This is a genomic window from Erwinia sp. GW821-FHT03D09 (genome assembly GCF_059420805.1).
This window is the reverse complement of record NZ_JBWKUK010000020.1, coordinates 54,686-73,051: the sequence shown is the minus strand read 5'-3', so window position 1 is coordinate 73,051 and position 18,366 is coordinate 54,686. Positions and strand designations below refer to the sequence as shown.

Annotated in this window: 18 protein-coding genes; 7 read left to right on the top strand and 11 right to left on the bottom strand. The window is 49.5% G+C overall.

Annotated elements, in window-relative coordinates; genetic code table 11:
* From tatA to udp, 6 genes are all read right to left on the bottom strand, one after another.
* Complete coding sequence (tatA, locus tag AC07U6_RS18715) at positions 1 to 252, bottom strand: twin-arginine translocase TatA/TatE family subunit (protein ID WP_105595175.1); 252 nt, start codon at positions 250 to 252, stop codon at positions 1 to 3.
* A 121-nt stretch (positions 253 to 373) separates the two neighbouring features.
* Positions 374 to 2,011 (bottom strand): ubiquinone biosynthesis regulatory protein kinase UbiB, encoded by a 1,638-nt coding sequence (gene ubiB, locus AC07U6_RS18710; RefSeq protein ID WP_494764198.1) that lies wholly within the window; start codon positions 2,009 to 2,011, stop codon positions 374 to 376.
* Complete coding sequence (gene ubiJ, locus AC07U6_RS18705) at positions 2,008 to 2,613, bottom strand: ubiquinone biosynthesis protein UbiJ (protein WP_494764199.1); 606 nt, start codon at positions 2,611 to 2,613, stop codon at positions 2,008 to 2,010. Before ubiJ ends, ubiB begins: the two co-directional genes overlap by 4 nt.
* Positions 2,614 to 2,625: 12 nt before the next feature.
* Positions 2,626 to 3,381 (bottom strand): bifunctional demethylmenaquinone methyltransferase/2-methoxy-6-polyprenyl-1,4-benzoquinol methylase UbiE, encoded by a 756-nt coding sequence (ubiE, locus tag AC07U6_RS18700; protein ID WP_105595172.1) that lies wholly within the window; start codon positions 3,379 to 3,381, stop codon positions 2,626 to 2,628.
* A 74-nt stretch (positions 3,382 to 3,455) separates the two neighbouring features.
* A complete protein-coding gene (gene rmuC / locus AC07U6_RS18695; protein WP_494764200.1) occupies positions 3,456 to 5,003 on the bottom strand; it encodes a DNA recombination protein RmuC in 1,548 nt (515 codons plus the stop codon).
* Positions 5,004 to 5,193: 190 nt separating this feature from the next.
* The gene (gene udp / locus AC07U6_RS18690) at positions 5,194 to 5,955 is read right to left on the bottom strand and encodes a uridine phosphorylase (RefSeq protein ID WP_494764201.1); all 762 of its coding nucleotides are present in this window, start codon (positions 5,953 to 5,955) and stop codon (positions 5,194 to 5,196) included.
* 288 nt (positions 5,956 to 6,243) lie between these two features.
* On the opposite strand from udp, the gene AC07U6_RS18685 reads away from it, so the two are divergent.
* The gene (locus AC07U6_RS18685) at positions 6,244 to 7,080 is read left to right on the top strand and encodes a dienelactone hydrolase family protein (protein ID WP_494764202.1); all 837 of its coding nucleotides are present in this window, start codon (positions 6,244 to 6,246) and stop codon (positions 7,078 to 7,080) included.
* A 44-nt stretch (positions 7,081 to 7,124) separates the two neighbouring features.
* Here the strand turns inward: AC07U6_RS18685 and metE are convergent, their stop codons facing one another.
* Complete coding sequence (gene metE, locus AC07U6_RS18680) at positions 7,125 to 9,407, bottom strand: 5-methyltetrahydropteroyltriglutamate--homocysteine S-methyltransferase (protein WP_494764203.1); 2,283 nt, start codon at positions 9,405 to 9,407, stop codon at positions 7,125 to 7,127.
* Between the two features lie 122 nt (positions 9,408 to 9,529).
* Here metE and metR point away from each other — a divergent pair, with 122 nt between their 5' ends.
* From metR to glpT, 4 genes are all read left to right on the top strand, one after another.
* Complete coding sequence (gene metR, locus AC07U6_RS18675; RefSeq protein WP_494764204.1) at positions 9,530 to 10,471, top strand: HTH-type transcriptional regulator MetR; 942 nt, start codon at positions 9,530 to 9,532, stop codon at positions 10,469 to 10,471.
* Between the two features lie 97 nt (positions 10,472 to 10,568).
* On the top strand, positions 10,569 to 11,039 hold the full coding sequence (locus AC07U6_RS18670; RefSeq protein ID WP_105595166.1) for a YehS family protein: 471 nt from the start codon (positions 10,569 to 10,571) through the stop codon (positions 11,037 to 11,039).
* Between the two features lie 136 nt (positions 11,040 to 11,175).
* Entirely contained in the window at positions 11,176 to 11,364 is a 189-nt protein-coding gene (locus AC07U6_RS18665; RefSeq protein ID WP_494764205.1) for a hypothetical protein, read from the top strand.
* A gap of 441 nt (positions 11,365 to 11,805) precedes the next feature.
* On the top strand, positions 11,806 to 13,152 hold the full coding sequence (gene glpT, locus AC07U6_RS18660; RefSeq protein ID WP_494764206.1) for a glycerol-3-phosphate transporter: 1,347 nt from the start codon (positions 11,806 to 11,808) through the stop codon (positions 13,150 to 13,152).
* A gap of 52 nt (positions 13,153 to 13,204) precedes the next feature.
* Here the strand turns inward: glpT and AC07U6_RS18655 are convergent, their stop codons facing one another.
* Both AC07U6_RS18655 and AC07U6_RS18650 read right to left on the bottom strand, forming a co-directional pair.
* A complete protein-coding gene (locus tag AC07U6_RS18655) occupies positions 13,205 to 13,651 on the bottom strand; it encodes a hypothetical protein (protein ID WP_494764207.1) in 447 nt (148 codons plus the stop codon).
* 12 nt (positions 13,652 to 13,663) lie between these two features.
* Positions 13,664 to 14,395: a winged helix-turn-helix domain-containing protein gene (locus tag AC07U6_RS18650; protein ID WP_494764208.1), complete on the bottom strand. Its 732-nt coding sequence runs from the start codon at positions 14,393 to 14,395 to the stop codon at positions 13,664 to 13,666.
* Between the two features lie 405 nt (positions 14,396 to 14,800).
* On the opposite strand from AC07U6_RS18650, the gene AC07U6_RS18645 reads away from it, so the two are divergent.
* Positions 14,801 to 15,196 (top strand): winged helix-turn-helix domain-containing protein, encoded by a 396-nt coding sequence (locus AC07U6_RS18645; protein WP_494764209.1) that lies wholly within the window; start codon positions 14,801 to 14,803, stop codon positions 15,194 to 15,196.
* A gap of 551 nt (positions 15,197 to 15,747) precedes the next feature.
* Here the strand turns inward: AC07U6_RS18645 and yigL are convergent.
* Both yigL and pldB read right to left on the bottom strand, forming a co-directional pair.
* Entirely contained in the window at positions 15,748 to 16,548 is an 801-nt protein-coding gene (gene yigL / locus AC07U6_RS18640) for a sugar/pyridoxal phosphate phosphatase YigL (protein ID WP_494764580.1), read from the bottom strand.
* A 69-nt stretch (positions 16,549 to 16,617) separates the two neighbouring features.
* Positions 16,618 to 17,610 (bottom strand): lysophospholipase L2, encoded by a 993-nt coding sequence (gene pldB, locus AC07U6_RS18635; protein WP_494764210.1) that lies wholly within the window; start codon positions 17,608 to 17,610, stop codon positions 16,618 to 16,620.
* Positions 17,611 to 17,724: 114 nt separating this feature from the next.
* Here pldB and rhtB point away from each other — a divergent pair, with 114 nt between their 5' ends.
* A complete protein-coding gene (gene rhtB, locus AC07U6_RS18630; RefSeq protein ID WP_494764211.1) occupies positions 17,725 to 18,348 on the top strand; it encodes a homoserine/homoserine lactone efflux protein in 624 nt (207 codons plus the stop codon).
* Positions 18,349 to 18,366 lie beyond the last annotated feature (18 nt).

Genomic DNA, 18,366 nt, shown 5'->3' with positions numbered 1-18,366 from the left:
TTATACCTTGTCGTTTTTGACGTCTTCTTTCTTCACTTCGCTATGCTGCTGCTGATTGGCCAGTTTGGCGCTAAAATCAGCATCTTCAGTGTGCGTCGTGGATTTTGCTTTATCGTCTTCATCGCTCATGGCCTTTTTAAAGCCCTTGATGGACGAACCGAGATCGGAGCCCAGCGAACGCAGTTTTTTCGTGCCGAACAGCAGGACCACCAGCACAGCGATGATCAGTAAGTGTGGAAGAGTAATGCCCATGGTTACCTCTAGATATCAATAGTTGAAGCCGGTTAAGCAGTATATAACAGCTTATCTGCCGCTGACGATGCGCAAACTGACGCAGCGGCGCAATAAACTGCCTATTTACCATTCATGACAATCATTTCGTTCTGCGCCAGCCAAGAAGCCAGGCGACGATGCCGCCCACAATCGATCCGGCTGAAAGCAGATCCCAGTCTGGGCGAAATAGCAGAATCGCCGTACCGCTCAGCAGCAGAGTAGCACCGACACCGAACAGATAGCGCGACTGGTGCTGCTTCGCTTTTTCATCCTTAAGTTCACTGACCAGACGATCGACGCTGTGCTGCAAATGCTTATGCTGGCGCAGACTGTCGTAAAACAGTTCGGGCAGCTCCGGCAGTTTTTCTGCCCAGAACGGCGCTTTTTCTTTTAGCGCCCGGATAATAGCTGGAATACCGATTTGATCTTTGATCCAGTCTTCCAGGAACGGCTTCGCCGTTTTCCACAGATCCAGCTGTGGATAAAGCTGCCTGCCCACGCCTTCAACATACAGCAACGTTTTCTGCAGTAACACCAGCTGAGGCTGAACTTCCATATTAAAACGGCGCGCGGTATTAAACAGGTTCATCAACACATGGCCAAATGAGATTTCCGCAAGAGGTTTCTCAAAAATCGGCTCACACACCGTGCGGATGGCAAACTCGAAGTCTTCCACATTGGTATCAGGTGGTACCCAACCAGAATCAACGTGCAGTTCCGCCACCTTGCGATAATCGCGGTTGAAGAAGGCAATAAAGTTTTCCGCCAGATAGCGTTTATCTTCCTTGTTGAGTGAGCCCACAATGCCGCAGTCGATGCCGATATACTGTGGGTCCTCAGGATGCTCGTAGCTGACAAAAATATTCCCCGGGTGCATATCCGCATGGAAAAAACTGTCGCGGAATACCTGGGTGAAGAACACCTGCACACCGCGCTCAGCCAGCAGCTTCATATTGACACCGTGCTGCTCAAGCGACGCTACATCCGAAATAGGAATACCGTAGATACGCTCCATGACCAGCATCGTTTCACTGCAATAGTCTGAATAGATCTCAGGAACATACAGCATATTGCTGCCGTCGAAGTTACGACGCAGCTGAATGGCATTCGCCGCTTCGCGCAGCAGGTTTAGCTCATCAAGCAGCGTTTTCTCATAGTCGGCGACCACTTCCTGCGGTCGTAAACGACGGCCATCCGGCAGCAAACGTGGAACCCAGCGCGCCATACGCTTAATCAGCTTCATATCCGCTTTGATCACCGGCAGGATATCGGGGCGAATCACCTTGATAACGATCGCTTTACCATTCTCTTTAAGCGTCGCCGTATGTACCTGAGCAACAGATGCTGATGCCAGCGGAGTGATATCAAAATCATCAAACTGACTGGAAATCGGCGCGTCTAATGACTGCTCGATCAACTTCAGAGCTTTAGCTCCGTCAAACGGCGCAACGCGATCCTGCAACATCGCTAACTGATCGGCGATCTGGCGGGGAAACAGATCGCGTCGCGTGGACATCATCTGCCCGAACTTAATCCATACCGGGCCGAGCTGCTCCAGCGCCAGGCGAAGACGTTCACCCAGCGGCAAATTCTTATGGCGATTCGGAAGCCAGAACAGGCATTTTCGCCACAGACGCAGCGGCAGGGTAATGCGCATCTTCGGGATCAGTTCATCTAAGCCATAGGTAAGGAACACGCGAATGATCAAATACAGGCGGCGTAATTCTCCGAAACTCATTTAGCCTCCCGTTTGCTCAGGCGCGCTTCCAGCGCATCGAGAGAAGCCGATAGCGCGTCAACCTCTTCAGCAAACCATGCCAGCTCCAGTGCTCCCGGGGCAACACGCCACTCTTCAGTCAGCGTTTGGGCCAGATAGCTTTGTTTACGCTGTATATCACGGCGAACGGCCTGAAAACCACGACGGGCAAACTGCGAAATACCCTGCGCGGCGATATCGCCAATCCACGGGGCGAGGTACTCTGCCGGGTCCAGCTCAGCCAGATCCATCAGCGCAGAAAACTGCTGAACCAGCTGCAGATCGCCTTCAACTTCCAGTTCTCCGCTGCGGATGAGCGCGGTCAGCTGCTGACGATCGCGAAGCTTTGGTAGCGTAGTCAGGCGAGTTTTCACCGTGCAATCGGGCTTATCAGCCCAGTCACCTATCACATCGACCTGACGATCGCTGAAGATAAAGGTCACGGACTGCTTCAGTTCAGCCAGTTCTATAGCAAGGCTTTTACCACTCAGGCGTTGACGCGCCGCTTTCAGGCCACGATCGCGATACAGAATCTGGTTAAGCGCGGTCTCCAGACTGGCAGTTAACAACGGCGTTAAAGTCATTCGCTTTCCCGATCAGAACTTAAATCCGCGGTGCAAGGCAACGATGCCGCCCGTGAGATTGTGATACGTGGTGTTTTCGAAACCGACATCCATCATCATCTGCTTAAGCGTTTCCTGGTCTGGATGCATGCGGATGGACTCTGCCAGATAGCGATAGCTGCCGGCATCTTTCGCCACCATTTCACCGATGCGCGGCAAAATGTGGAAAGAGTAGGCATCATAAGCTTTGCTTAGCGGCTCCAGCACCGGCTTGGAAAACTCCAGGACCAACAGGCGTCCGCCCGGCTTAAGGACGCGGAACATCGATGCCAGTGCCTTCTCTTTTTCCGTTACGTTACGCAGGCCAAAAGCGATGGTAATACAGTCAAAATAGTTGTCCGGGAACGGCAGGGCTTCTGCGTTGGCCTGAACATAATTAACGTTACCGATAATGCCTTTATTGCGCAGCTTTTCGCGACCGACTTTCAGCATTGAGCTGTTGATATCAGCCAGCACGACCTCGCCAGTTTCGCCAACCAGACGAGAAAACTTCGCCGTCAGATCGCCTGTACCGCCGGCTAAATCCAGCACGCGCTGCCCGCGGCGCACGCCGCTGCTGTCAATGGTAAAACGCTTCCAGATGCGGTGAATACCGAATGACATCAGATCATTCATCAGATCGTATTTGGCCGCAACGGAGTGGAAAACATCAGCAACCATGTCGGCTTTGTCGCTTTTCGCAACGGTACGGTAACCGAAGTGGGTAGTGTCCTTTGATTCATCTGCCATTTGTTTTGCCTGCTCTACAATCAAGTATTTGCCAAGTGTACCAGAGTCAGGCAGGCCAGGCACATGCCGCTCGCTTATTCATTGATTTGACGCTGCCCGCGCGTAGCGTAAACATCTGGATCGCCAGCTTCACCCCGCGGTTGCTGATTGTCGTCTTGCTCCGCAGTTTCATCATCGCCCCCTGATACCGCCTGCCCGGCCAGGAGAGGGTTAATGGGACGCTTCACCTCCACTCCCATCTGACGGAATCCTTCCGTTTGCGCAATCAGATTGCCCCGCCCTTCTGACAGTTTTTTCATCGCCTGACGGTAACTGTCCTGAGCCTTCTCAAGGTTCTGCCCGATACTGGTCATATCATCAACAAAGAGCCGCATTTTGTCATACAGCCGCCCGGCACGATCGGCGATACGCTGGGCGTGTCGGCTTTGATGTTCATAGCGCCACAGATTGTTAATCGTCCGCAGCGCAACCAGCAGCGTGGTCGGACTGACCAGCATAATGTTCTGGTTCAGAGCTTCACTAATCAACTCTGGCTGGCGGTCGATTGCCAGTAAAAAGGCCGGTTCAATCGGAATAAACATCAACACATAATCCAGCGAGCGTAAACCTGGCAATTGTTGATAATCTTTTCTGCTAAGTAAGCGAAGATGACCGCGGATCGCGGCAATATGCTCGCTGATAGCCGCTTCACGCTGTAGCTCATCTTCACTGTTAAAGTAACGCTCGTAGGCCACCAGCGTCATTTTGGCGTCAATCACTACGTCTTTACCCTGAGGCAGACGCACAATGACATCCGGCTGCATGCGACCATTCTGTTCCAGCTTGATGTTGACCTGCGTTTCATACTCATACCCTTCACGCAATCCTGATGCCTCCAACACGCGGCTCAGCACGACCTCTCCCCAGTTACCCTGAGTTTTATTGTCTCCCTTGAGCGCCTTCGTCAGGTTGAGCGCCTCCTGCGCCATACGGGCATTGAGCTGCTGTAGGTTACGTATCTCATGGGAAAGCGTATGGCGCTCACGCGCTTCCTGGCCAAAACCTTCCTGCACCTGACGACGAAATCCTTCCAGCTGTTCACGCAGCGGGGTTATCAGGCCATGCAGGCTCTGACGATTCTGCTCATCCACGCGGCGTCCGCTATTCTCAAAGATGCGATTGGCAAGGTTTTCAAACTGCGAATTCAGCCGCTGCTCGCTGTTCACCAGGAGCCGCTGTTTTTCTTCTGCCGCCATCCGCGTTTCTTCCAGCCGGATGGTCACTTCACGTAGTTCGGCTTCCTGCGCGCTGTTAATCTCCAGCTGCGTGCGCAATTCACGTGATAGCTGTTCCGCTTCTCCCCGCCAGTGATCGAACTGATGCAGTTTCTCGTGTGCGGCGGCAAGGCTACCGTGCAGCTGGCGCAGCTCCTGCTCATTTTGTCTTTGCATCACAGCCTGCTGCTCCAGCTGCTGCTGCAGGCGCTGCCGCTCGGTATCGCTCTGCTCAGCGGCCTGCTCGAGCAGTCGCCGCTCGGTTTCCTGCTTAGCAAATCGCTGCTGACCGAGAAACCAGGCAAATATCCACCCTGCCAGCATTCCCGCCAGACCAATGACGGCGGCGTAACTGATTGTTGCATCCACTCTGCACCCCTCTCATCAACGACAACAGGGGAAAAATAGAGGCACACTGTATGAATGTCCAGATAAAAAGCGCGAGGAAGAAGGATGTGTGGCGATTTAAATGCGAACTGGATAACGGCTCGAAAAAGCGGGGGTTTTGTTGCAGGAATTTCATGGCTGCGGCGGATGCCGCAGCCCAACTATTTTACGATTACAGCAGGCGGCGAGCAGCCTCAACAACGATTTTCACCGCATCGCTTTCGGTACGCTTCATGGTTTCCGCGTCAGGGATTTCCTGCTGGGTGCGGTTGACGATCACACCTGCAACCATACCGGCCCGCAGTCCCTGGCTGGCACACATGGTCAGCAGCGTAGCCGATTCCATTTCATAGTTCAGCACGCCCATCTGCTGCCACTCTTTCATTGAGCCCTGGAAGCGGCTGACAACACGACCGGAATAAGTATCGTAACGCTCCTGGCCCGGGTAGAAGGTGTCTGAAGAGGCGGTTACGCCGATATGAGTGGTGGCTCCGGCGGCTTCCGCTGCGGCAACCAGTGCAGTGGTGCAGGCAAAGTCAGCGACGGCCGGATATTCCAGCGGAGCAAAATGCAGGCTGGCACCATCAAGGCGTACGGACCCGGTCGTCACCAGCACATCCCCCACGTTGATATTCGGCTGAATCGCACCGGTGGTTCCCACACGAAGGAAGGTGCGAACGCCTAACTGCGCCAGTTCTTCCACGGCAATGGAGGTGGATGGTCCACCAATGCCCGTTGAGCAGACGATAACCGGCTTGCCGGAGAGCTCTGCACGCCAGCTGGTAAATTCACGGTGTGAAGCCAGATGGACCGGGTTATCCATCAGAGCCGCAATTTTCTTCACGCGCTCAGGGTCACCGGGCACGATCGCCATCGTGGCACCCTGAAGATCGGCCTTCGTTAAGCCAAGGTGGAAAACATCAGATTGTGCCATTTCAAACTCCTGTCACGAAAATCGGGGGATAGTTAACTGAGTGCTACTGTAAGCAAACGCGGCGCACATTTATGTGATAAAAATCGCTTATCTAAATGAAACTTACATCAATCAAAATAAAAAGTGTGATAAAAATCACACCTAAATGCTCTGTTGCCTTTTTTTGCTACAACCCACCCCGTAGATCGGGTTTATCTGGTGATAAAGAGATAGACCGTACCCAGCGAGGGTGCCAGCATTTCCTGGCTATAGTTAGCCCATCGCCTTAGTTCATGCATGGAGAGGACAATGAAAACCGAAGATAACACGACTCAAAAATTGAGCAATAATAGCTTCGCACCTGTAGTCCAGCCTGTCGCAGCCACCACCATTATTACCGATGACACAGAGATTCTTTCTGGTGAAACCTCGATCCCCACTCAGGGTGAGAATATGCCCGCTTTCCACGCCAGGCCTCGCAATGTGGCAGGACCTTTACCCGTCGTACTGGTGGTGCAGGAGATCTTCGGCGTTCATGAACATATTCGCGATATTTGCCGCCGTCTGGCCCGTGAAGGCTATCTGGCCGTCGCACCCGAACTCTACTTCCGTCAGGGGGATGCCGCTGACTATAACGACATCCCGACACTATTGAAGGAGCTGGTTAGTAAAGTGCCGGACAGTCAGGTTCTTGCCGATCTTGACCACGTGGCGAACTGGGCCTCGCGCCATGAGGGCGATATGCGTAATATGGCGATTACTGGTTTTTGCTGGGGCGGCCGCATCACCTGGCTTTACGCCGCGCATAATCCCCAACTGAAAGCGGCCGTTGCATGGTATGGCAAACTGGTCGGTGAAAAGACCATGAAGCAGCAGAAACAGCCGGTGGACGTTGCGATCGATCTTAACGCTCCGGTATTAGGACTTTATGGCGCGAAAGATGACGGTATCCCGTTAGATACGGTCGATACCATGCGCCAGGCGCTCCGGGCGGCGAATGCGCACGCAGAAATTATCGTCTACCCGGATGCCGGTCACGCATTTAATGCTGACTATCGCCCCAGCTATCACGCAGAGTCCGCCACCGACGGCTGGCAGCGCATGCTGACGTGGTTCAAACAGCATGGCGTAGTGGCAAAAGTATAAAAAAGGGGCGCTCAGCGCCCCTGTTGATTACAACACCGCTTAATTCACACAGATAATGACGTTTTTGCCGCACGCAGGTTCTGCGCCGCTGTCACCATGTTGGCCAATGCCTGGCGGGTTTCAGTCCAGCCGCGGGTTTTCAGGCCACAGTCCGGGTTTACCCACAGACGTTCGGTTGGAATACGCTGTGCGGCTTTCAGCAGCAGGGCTTCCATCCATTCCACGCTCGGTACGTTTGGTGAGTGGATGTCGTAAACGCCCGGGCCGATCTCATTGGGATAGTCAAACTCTTCAAAAGACTCCAGCAGTTCCATATCGGAACGTGAGGTCTCGATGGTAATCACATCAGCATCCAGCGCCGCAATCGAATCCATAATGTCATTGAACTCGCAGTAACACATATGGGTGTGGATCTGTGTTTCATCCTGCGCCACGGCGGCATTCAGGCGGAACGCATCCACCGCCCATTCCAGATAGGCTGCCCAGTCCGTCTTATGCAACGGCAGGCCTTCACGCAGGGCCGGCTCATCAATCTGAATAATCCCGATACCCGCTTTTTCCAGATCGACCACTTCATCACGCAGTGCCAGCGCAATTTGCTTAGCAATGGTTTCACGAGAAACATCTTCACGCGGGAATGACCAGCAGAGGATCGTCACCGGGCCGGTTAGCATGCCTTTAACTGGCTTTTCGGTCAGCGACTGGGCGTATTTCGCCCACTCAACGGTGATCGCCTGCGGGCGGCTGACGTCACCGATGATAACCGGCGGTTTTACGCAGCGTGAGCCGTAACTCTGCACCCAGCCGTTCTGCGTGAAGACAAAACCGTCCAGGTTTTCACCAAAGTATTCCACCATGTCGTTACGTTCTGCCTCCCCATGAACCAGCACATCAAGGCCCAGCCGCTCCTGTTCGACGATAGCCTGCTTAATGTGTTCGGCAATGCCGGTGCGATAGTGGGAACCGTCCAGACGCCCCTGCTTAAAGTCCAGACGCAGACCGCGAATTTCAGTGGTCTGTGGGAATGAGCCAATGGTGGTGGTTGGCCATGCCGGCAGCTGGAAACGCTGGCGCTGAGCCTCGGCACGAACCTGATAGCGATTCTGACGCTGGCTATCTTTCGCAGTAATAGCCGCCAGGCGTTGAGCCACCGCAGCATTGTGCACTCGGGTGGATGTTTTTCGAGCACGGACAGGGGCGCTCCAGTCCTTCAGTGAGGCGGCATCATTGTTGTTCAGCGCATGGCTCAGTAGTGACAGTTCGGTACATTTCTGCAGTGCGAAAGCGAACCAGCTTTTCACCTCTTCATCCAGACGCGTTTCCACGCTCAAATCGATTGGGCTGTGCAGCAGCGAGCAGGAAGTGCCGATCCACAGCTGTTTACGTTGAGCGACCAGCGGCTGCAGTTGCTCAAACCAGCTGCTGAGATCGGCTCGCCAGACGTTACGTCCGTTAATCACCCCGACCGACAGCAGCCAGTTCGCCGATACGTTGTCATTCAACAGGTTGATGTTATCTTTGCCATGAACCAGATCCACGTGCAGCCCCTGAACAGGCAGTGCGGTAATGGTCTCCAGGTTCTGGCCAATACTGTCGAAATAGGTGGTTAGCAGCAGCTTAGCGTGTCCCTGCAGTGCATCATAAGCCGGTTTGAACGCCGCCAGCCATTCAGTCGGCAGCTCAAGAGCCAGTGCAGGCTCATCAATCTGTACCCACTCAATATCACGTTTTGCCAGCTCGGCAAGGACCTGCTGATATACAGGAAGAATGTCTTTCAGCAACGTCAGGCGGTCGAACGGTTGACCTTTCACTTTCCCCAGCCACAGGTAGGTTACCGGGCCAAGCAGTACGGGTTTGACCTTATGCCCAAGACTCCGTGCCTCATCAACCTCATCCAGCAGTTGGGTCCAGGTGAGCTTGAACTGCTGACCCTGTACAAACTCCGGCACCATATAGTGATAATTGGTGTTAAACCATTTAGTCATTTCAGCTGCAGCGGCGGGTTCACCAGTGGGCGCGCGGCCCCGGCCGAGGCGGAACAGCGTATCAAGATCGACAGAGCCCTCTTTGTTCTGGTGGCGAGCAGGCACGTTGCCCAGCATCAGGCTGGTCGTCAGTACGTGATCGTACCAGGCGAAGTCACCGACCGGCAACAGGTCCACACCGGCATCTTTCTGCTGTTGCCAGTGACGGGCGCGTAATTCGCGGCCGGTTGCCAGCAGCTCTTCTTGCGTACTATTGCCCGCCCAGTAACTTTCCTGTGCTTTTTTTAGTTCGCGGCGCAGGCCGACGCGGGGAAATCCAAGAGTATGGTTCTGAATAGTCATGATGCGCTTCCTGTTAATTTAGGTGTTATCATTTGGACGTCCAGATGTTTACACCGCTATAATCCGCAGGTACTGTATTATCCACAAGCGCAATATGTTCACTGTCGATGTGAAGGACTCTCATGATCGAACTTAAACACCTGCGAACGCTGCAGGCTCTGCGAAATTCAGGTTCGCTGGCCGCCGCTGCCGCCCAGCTACATCAAACGCAGTCAGCGTTATCCCATCAATTCAGCGATCTGGAACAGCGGCTGGGCTTCCGTCTGTTCGTGCGGAAAAGTCAGCCGCTTCGCTTTACGCCACAGGGAGAGGTTTTACTGCAGCTGGCCGAGCAGGTGTTGCCACAGATTCAACAAGCATTACAGGCCTGCCATGAACCACACCAGGCTACGTTGCGTATCGCTATTGAGTGCCACAGCTGTATTCAGTGGCTGACGCCGGCACTGAACAATTTCCGCAAAAGCTGGCCGCAGGTGGTGATGGATTTTAAATCGGGCGTGACGTTTGACCCACAGCCTGCACTTCAGCAGGGCGAACTGGATATCGTACTCACTTCAGATATTCTGCCGCGCAGCGGCTTGTTCTATACGCCAATGTTCGATTTCGAGGTCAGGCTGGTTATGGCACCTGACCATCCTCTGGCCAAAGTGAACCGTATTTCTCCGGAAGACTTAGCCAGTGAAGTGCTGTTGATTTACCCGGTACAGCGTCAGCGTCTTGATATCTGGCGTCATTTTCTACAGCCCGCTGGCGTCAGCCCGGCTCTGAAAAGCGTGGATAACACATTACTGTTAATTCAGATGGTCTCCGCGCAGATGGGCATTGCGGCTCTGCCACACTGGGTGGTGGAAAGCTTTGAGCAACAGGGACTGGTGACTACCAGGGCGCTGGGCGAAGGTCTTTGGAGCAGGCTTTACGCGGCAGTGCGCGATGGGGAACAGCGTCAACCGGTTGTTGAAGCTTTTATTCGCTCAGCCCGACAGCACGCCTGCGATCATCTGCCACGGGTGCGGGATGCCTCTCTCCCGGGCACGCCGTTGCCGGCATCGCTGACTCATCCCTGACCCCACTCACCGGTAAAGGCAGGCGGTTTTTCCTGTCTAACCGCTCAATTGGCTCTATAATGCGCTCACTGTAATAGTTTCAATGAAGAGAGTGTTTATGACGAATAATGATGTCCTGCGCAGCGTGCGTTACATGCTGGATTTAAGCGATGCAAAAGTAGTGAGCATTCTGGCACTGGCAGAGAGCGAAGTGGCTGAAGCCGAAGTGCACAGCTTCCTGAAAAAAGAAGATGAGCCTGGCTATCGCCTCTGTCCGGATGTCGTTATGGGCTACTTCCTTAACGGTCTGATTTTCGAACGCCGCGGAAAAAGCGAAGATGCGCCAGTGCCCTCGATTGAGCGTAAGATGACGAACAACATCATCATGAAAAAGCTTCGCGTCGCCTTCGATTTAAAAACCACTGATATTATTGAGCTACTGAAAAGTGCCGATTTTGCGGTGGGACAATCAGAAATTGGTGCTATTTTCCGCAAGCCGGGGCATAAAAATTATCGTGAGTGTGGCGATCAAATTCTTCGCAATTTCCTCAAAGGCCTGGCAATGAAGATTCGCCCGGCGAAAAAATAAACATTCATATCTAATTCAAATAATTAACACCTTAGCCAGGCGTTAGTTTATGAAAATCATTAAATTACGATACCTGTCCCTTTACTTGAAACTCTAACATCCGTTGAGTTATTTAATCAAAAAGGGAGTTTATATCATGCAGGTATTGTCAGAAATAGAGTTAGATCAGGTTAGCGGTGGCCGGGCAAATATGAATATCACCACCATTATTAACAATGACAAACCCATCAACGTAATTAATATTGGTGATGATGGTTTAGTTATCAATTTTGGTGATAGCGGTATGACCATTATAAATGATGAATTTACCATCAGTCATACTTAAACAATAAATTCAGGGAGTTACACCTCGTTTATTAAAGATTTAAATAACAGCAGATGTTCTCCCTATCTACACCAGTATCACTGCTCATCTTATCGCCTCCTTAAATCCCGCTTTTTTCCATGGATATAACATTCCTTAGATAAAAAATTTTTCCAATTAGAACGTAAACATCCAAAATGCAGACTTCAGAGCGTTAAACGGCTCCATTAGTGTGACCTCAATCACAAATTATAGTTCGCATACGAAAATATCACCTCATTTAATGGTGCAGATATAGCCATTTCGTCATAAAAATGTAACATTCGCGCACTTATTCACAGCTGTAACCTTCGAATGTCGCCATGCTGCTTTCGAAATGGAACATTTACCGTTACCAGGGAAACTGTTTGTATTTCATCTCAGCCAGGCGGGGATATCGTTACCTGAGCCATGGGGGCCGTAATGTTAAGTATTTTTAAACCTGCAGCACATCAGCCACGCGTTGATGCCAGCCGCGTCGATCCGCTTTACCGCAAGCTGCGCTGGCAGATCTTTCTGGGGATCTTCTTCGGCTACGCCGCCTATTATCTGGTGCGCAAAAACTTCGCACTTGCGATGCCTTATCTCGTTGAGCAGGGCTTCTCACGTGGAGATTTAGGGTTTGCACTGTCAGGCATCTCTATCGCCTACGGTTTTTCAAAGTTCATAATGGGCTCCGTTTCAGACCGCTCAAACCCTCGTGTATTCCTGCCTGCCGGACTGATTCTTGCCGCAGCGGTAATGCTGTTTATGGGTTTCGTACCCTGGGCAACATCCAGCATCATGGTGATGTTCGTTCTGCTGTTCCTGTGCGGCTGGTTCCAGGGTATGGGATGGCCACCGTGTGGCCGTACCATGGTTCACTGGTGGTCGCAGAAAGAGCGCGGTGGCATCGTTTCCGTATGGAACTGCGCACATAACGTTGGCGGTGGTATCCCTCCGCTGCTGTTCTTGTTAGGTATGGCCTGGTTTAACGACTGGAAAGCCGCACTGTATATGCCTGCTTTTGGTGCCATTCTGATCGCGATTATCGCCTTTACGCTGATGCGCGATACGCCACAGTCCTGCGGCCTGCCTCCGATTGAAGAGTATAAAAACGACTATCCACCTGACTATAATGAAAAACATGAAGCAGAGCTGACTGCGAAACAGATTTTCACCCAGTATATTCTGCCGAACAAACTGCTGTGGTACATCGCACTGGCGAACGTGTTTGTTTATCTGCTGCGTTACGGTGTGCTCGACTGGTCACCAACCTATCTGAAAGAGGTTAAGCACTTCACGCTGGATAAATCTTCGTGGGCTTACTTCTTCTATGAATATGCAGGTATTCCGGGCACTCTGCTGTGCGGCTGGATGTCAGATAAGGTGTTCAAAGGCAACCGTGGAGCTACCGGCGTCTTCTTTATGACTCTTGTGACCATTGCGACCATTGTTTACTGGATGAACCCGGCGGGTAATCCTGGCGTCGATATGGCCTGTATGATGGTAATTGGCTTCCTGATTTATGGCCCGGTCATGCTGATCGGCCTGCACGCTTTGGAACTGGCACCGAAAAAGGCTGCGGGTACTGCCGCTGGCTTTACTGGTTTATTTGGTTATCTCGGTGGTTCTGTTGCCGCCAGCGCGATAGTTGGCTACACCGTTGACTACTTTGGTTGGGACGGTGGCTTTATTGTTATGATCGGCGGATGTATTCTGGCCGTAATCCTTCTTGCCATGACCATGATGAGCGAAAAGAAGCATAAGCAACAAATGAATGCTAAATAATTAAAATATGAGTAGCGGGATATTTTTTATAAAACCGCTACTCATTTCCCCGTCACTCCGACGTACACACCAGTAATGCATGCTTATTAGAGGAAAGAAGATATCTTTGGCGATCTAACCTTCTTATTTTTATCATGATTTTTTCATCCTTGAGCTGCGGTAGAAATTTATTTATCACCGTGTCTTTTTTCCACAAATGTAAATCATAATATCGTCCTTCTTTTTCATAATCGAAATCAAGAATGTCATTGACGGTTTGATCTTTCCCCTCGCATCTCAACTTCCCTGAAAGCAAAAAATATCCTTCTCCATTACCATTTATTGCCATAAAAAGGTCAAGCAGGTTGCGGCTACCACACTGATTAATAATAGGTTCCATACCCAGCTGTGCCCTACAGCTAAAGTCTTGCCTCTTATCCTTGTTGCCAAACCAGAGAATACACAGCGAGAGTATCACCGCCACCGCCCAGCCTGGATAACGCTGCCTGATCAAAGACATTAATCTATTCTCTCATTTGAGTAGGCCGTAATTAACGCATTCTCCTCTACGACTATCATCGCAGTACGCTAAAATTTCTTTACCTGTGGAATTTTCATTTACCCCCTCTCCGCTACCTCCTCTCTCCGACCAATAAAAAATATCTGTTTTACGCTCACAGTTTATTTTGTATTTAACAACATAGTTTTTTACCATTGAATAATCATTTTCCATCTTTCTTTTATCCCTGGAGTTTTTCAACAAGTACACGTTACAATTATTTATTTCATAATGATCATTATCCATTTTAAAACTTTGAAAAAACAAAAGAGAAAAAATAAAAAAAGCAAGTAACAGGACGGTTAAAAAACCGACGCTTCTTTTTCTTATAAAGAAATTAATAAATCTTATTTTTTTATATAAATTACTACAATATAATCTGTGAATCGTGAATGCCTTATTCCCTCCTGAAAAAACCTCAGCTTTATCATTCTCATCTAAAATAATCTCGACATCTGCACTAAACATAAAGCCATGTCTGGGTATAGTAATGATCACATCAGAGAATCCAAGATTTGACAGCGTCCTCCTCAGCATTGACATATAGTTATTTAGATTATTACCAGAAGACGACAAACCCTTTTTAGTCCAAAGCTCATTTAAAATACTTTCTCTACTTAATGGAATATTATTATCCTTCACCATAAGATAAAGTAATTCATTAGCAATCCTGCTAAGCGTTAGCATATCAATATTACCGTCCATTAAATACAAAGTTCCGTCATAGGAATTGTATTTTAAAGTTCCATTTATTAAGTAATTCACAACGTTACCTAATTATCCAGAATAATTATCACCCTAAAAGCTGCAGGCTAACAACCTCTTCATCATCTTAAACTTTAAGAAAAAACACAATTTTCACCATAAACACTCCCTTAATTTTTTTTCAAACACCTCCATACATAACCAACAAAAATCAGAATATAAAACTAATAAACAAATTAACAACAACATGAAAACCTATAAAACAAGTAAAAGACAATATATGTTGTTAATAGGTTTTTCCAAATAATAAAATAACTCCTAACAGCATGATGTATTAACAAAGGAAAATCCTGAAGAAAAAAACTTTAGGTGCTATTTCGACTTACAAAAAGAGAAATCTATAAAATGAACAGCTTAGAACCCAAGTCAGTAAAATATGAAAACGAAAAACTCCTGCTAAAGGACAAGTACTTAATGATTAAAGACAGTAATATTATTGCCAAGGTTAGCAAAAACCAAAGAATTCTTATCCTGTGCCTGATGAATGAAATTATCGAAAAAGAAAAAATCATTCAAAATGTTTGGGGACGAAACACATCAATGTCAAAAGAGAAGAATTATAATCAACTGGTTTTCCAAACCAGAGCTCTTCTGACTAAACAAGGATTCCCCAGTGACCTGATCATGACAATCCATAGATACGGACTATGCTTGAACAAATTTTTTTTGAATTCAAATGAAACACCAGACTCTCATAGTCTGGAAAGTAAATATATAATAACTTCAGACATGCAGTTCTAAACTAATAATTAATAAAAAACCAGATAAAAAACATATAATTAACCGGGTCACAATAATAATTTCAAAAACCAGGCGTTGAGATCGCAACTTAGTGACCCCACATTAAATCATCCATAATGGTTTTAGCACGGTAATTATTACAGCAAGGGTAGTCGTTGAAAAGACTAAAAAACACCACCTATAAAATTCACATAAAAACTCCAGGTAATAAAAGAAAAAATAATAAATGTAAAACTATAACCTAAAAAAAAGATGGGAACAGAATTATATCCCTTCAAAATTCGACACACTACAAATGATTGTTTTTAGCGTATGTATTTCACGTTCAACTTATAATGAAATAACAAAAAAACCATCATACCAATTAAAAATAAAATGATATATTTCAACTAAATTAAATTAACTTTGAGAGCAGATCGTTCATTCATTAGATCAGTTTAATTTTAAAAAAAATATAAAATTCAGATATAAAAAAACCAGGAATAAAAATATTTTCCTGGTTATGAGAACGCAATGAAGCTCGAATAGATAAAGATTAAAACTCAGAGTGATTACACACCAAATAAGGTACGCAGTGTCTTCGATACTGCCTGTTCAGCATTAGAACCAATGACTTCCACCTCCGGCAACAAATTTTTCAGGCGCTGATGAGCGTTATCCATGATGTAACCTTTACCCGCCATACTCAGCATCTCTTTATCATTCATCCCATCGCCAAACGCGATGCACTCTTTTAGAGATAAACCGAGAGACTGAGATACCGCATCCAGCGCATGGCCCTTAGAGACACCGCCGGCCATCACCTCAAGGCAGGTTGGCAGCGAGAAGCTAACATTAACTCTGTCGCCCCATCGCGCAATCAGCGCCACCTCTAAGGGTACTAATAACTCAGGATCAGTACAGGTGAAAAAGACTTTACTGATGCCGTCTGTTGGTAGCTCGCCGGGATGGTAAATCTGATAGTTGAAATCGGATTCCTTGAAAAAGTCCATTTCATCGGGACGATGACGGTTCAAAAACCACTCTTCATCGCGATAAATATTGGTATAGATGTCAGGGTTGCTGTGCTTCATGGCAAACAGTTCACGAGCGATGTCTTCATCGAGATTATGGCTGAATACCAGTTCACCGGCGGTATTATGCACACGTGCGCCATTAGAAGTGATCATAAAGGCATCGATGCCCAGGCTGTCACGCATCTGCGCAACGTCAATGTAGTGCCGGCCGGTAGCAAAAATAAAATGTATCCCCTTGCGGACCAGCAGCTGCAGAGTTTCGCGGGCATAAGGAGAAAGCGTATGATCGGAAGATAACAGTGTGCCATCCAGATCTGAAGCAACAATACGATACATAAAACCTCTGGTTAATATCATTTGGCGGGCAGTGCCCATCAGGTAACGCAAACCTCGCGTAGCGGGCAATCAGGGATGGCGAGAGAAAAATGCTATAATTGTCTCCAATGCCTCTGCCCGCATACTGTCTTTCTCAAACAATATTTCATGGCGGGCACCCGCGATAATTTGTGGAGCCCCGCCTTCACAGGGCTGCCCGGCAGCGGTCATCGCCTGGCAAAACAGATCCTGCGCTTTGTTATCAACTACCCGATCCTCGGACGCCTGAAGCAACAGCAACGGCGTTGAAATACGTGAAGCCTGCTGCAGGATCATCTGTCCCGCCAGCACGCCCTCCCTCACCCAATGGTAGGTTGGCCCGCCAACGCGAAGCCCGGGATCGTCGGCATAAAAGCGCAGATTACGGCGATAGCGCTCGCGACTGTGGGTCAGATGATTTAAAGCAAACGGACGCGGACGCCATTTTCCGGTGCCAATTGCATAACCTTCGCTGACCGACGGACGTTTTTCCGTCCAGTCCAGAATGCGGTGGGCCATCCACTGCGGCATAGGCAATGTGATGCCGAACATCGGTGCAATTAATGCCGCCGCATCAAATGCCGCAGGTTGACGCGCCAGCATGAGTGCAAGGATTGCGCCTCCCATGGAGTGGGCCAGCGCATAACGGTGACGATAATGACGTGCAACGATCTCTTTTAAATAGAGCGTTTCTAAATCGTCAACATAATCCTCAAAGGAAGCCACGTGCCCACGATGCGAATCCTGTAACAGACGCCCCGATCGCCCCTGCCCTCGATGATCGACCACGATCACATCATAGCCGCAGTGAAACAGATCGTAAGCCAGCTCCGGATATTTCACATAGCTTTCAATACGGCCGGGACAGAGCAAAATAACGCTATCATGTTGCGGAGAGATGAAGCGGGCATAACGAATGGGCACGTTGCCGACACCGGCGAATTCATCCTCTTCACGCTGCTGCCAAAATCTCAGCAGCGGACCGGTAGCAAAGGCCGCAAAGGACTGCTCACGCGTCAACCAGCTTGGTTTACGATGCTCCATCAGACTTTTCCCAGGAAGGTGTTTTACCATTAGGCGAGGCCATTGTTACCCATAGCACAACGTTCAACAATCACGTATTGTGTCACAATTGAGCGTTTTTCGGGAGCTTTACCCATGACCATCGAATGGTGGCTGACTTACCTTCTCACAACCTGCATTTTGAGTCTTTCGCCAGGCTCTGGCGCAATTAATACCATGAGTACCGGCATCAGCCACGGCTATCGCGGCGCCGCCGCTTCCATCACCGGGCTACAGGTCGGGCTGTCGCTGCATATTGTACTGGTGGGTATCGGGCTGGGTGCGCTGTTCTCACAGTCGCTGCTGGCATTTGAGATTCTAAAATGGGCAGGTGCGGGTTATCTGGTGTGGCTGGGTATTCAGCAGTGGCGCTCTGCCGGAGCAATCGATCTCAACGCCGTGGCGAAGGCGATGCCGCGACGCAAACTGTTCCAGCGGGCGGTTTTGGTCAACCTGACCAACCCGAAAAGCATCGTGTTTCTTGCTGCACTGTTCCCCCAGTTTATCATCCCGCATCAGCCGCAGGCGATGCAGTACCTGATACTGGGCGTAACGACGGTGGTAGTCGATATTATTGTGATGATTGGCTATGCCACGCTGGCCACACGTATTGCCTTGTGGATCAAAGGTCCGCAGCAAATGAAGCTGCTAAATCGAATTTTCGGTGGCTTGTTTATGGCGGTGGGTGCTCTGCTGGCATCGGCGCGACGTATCGCCTGAACGAATGCGAACGGGCCA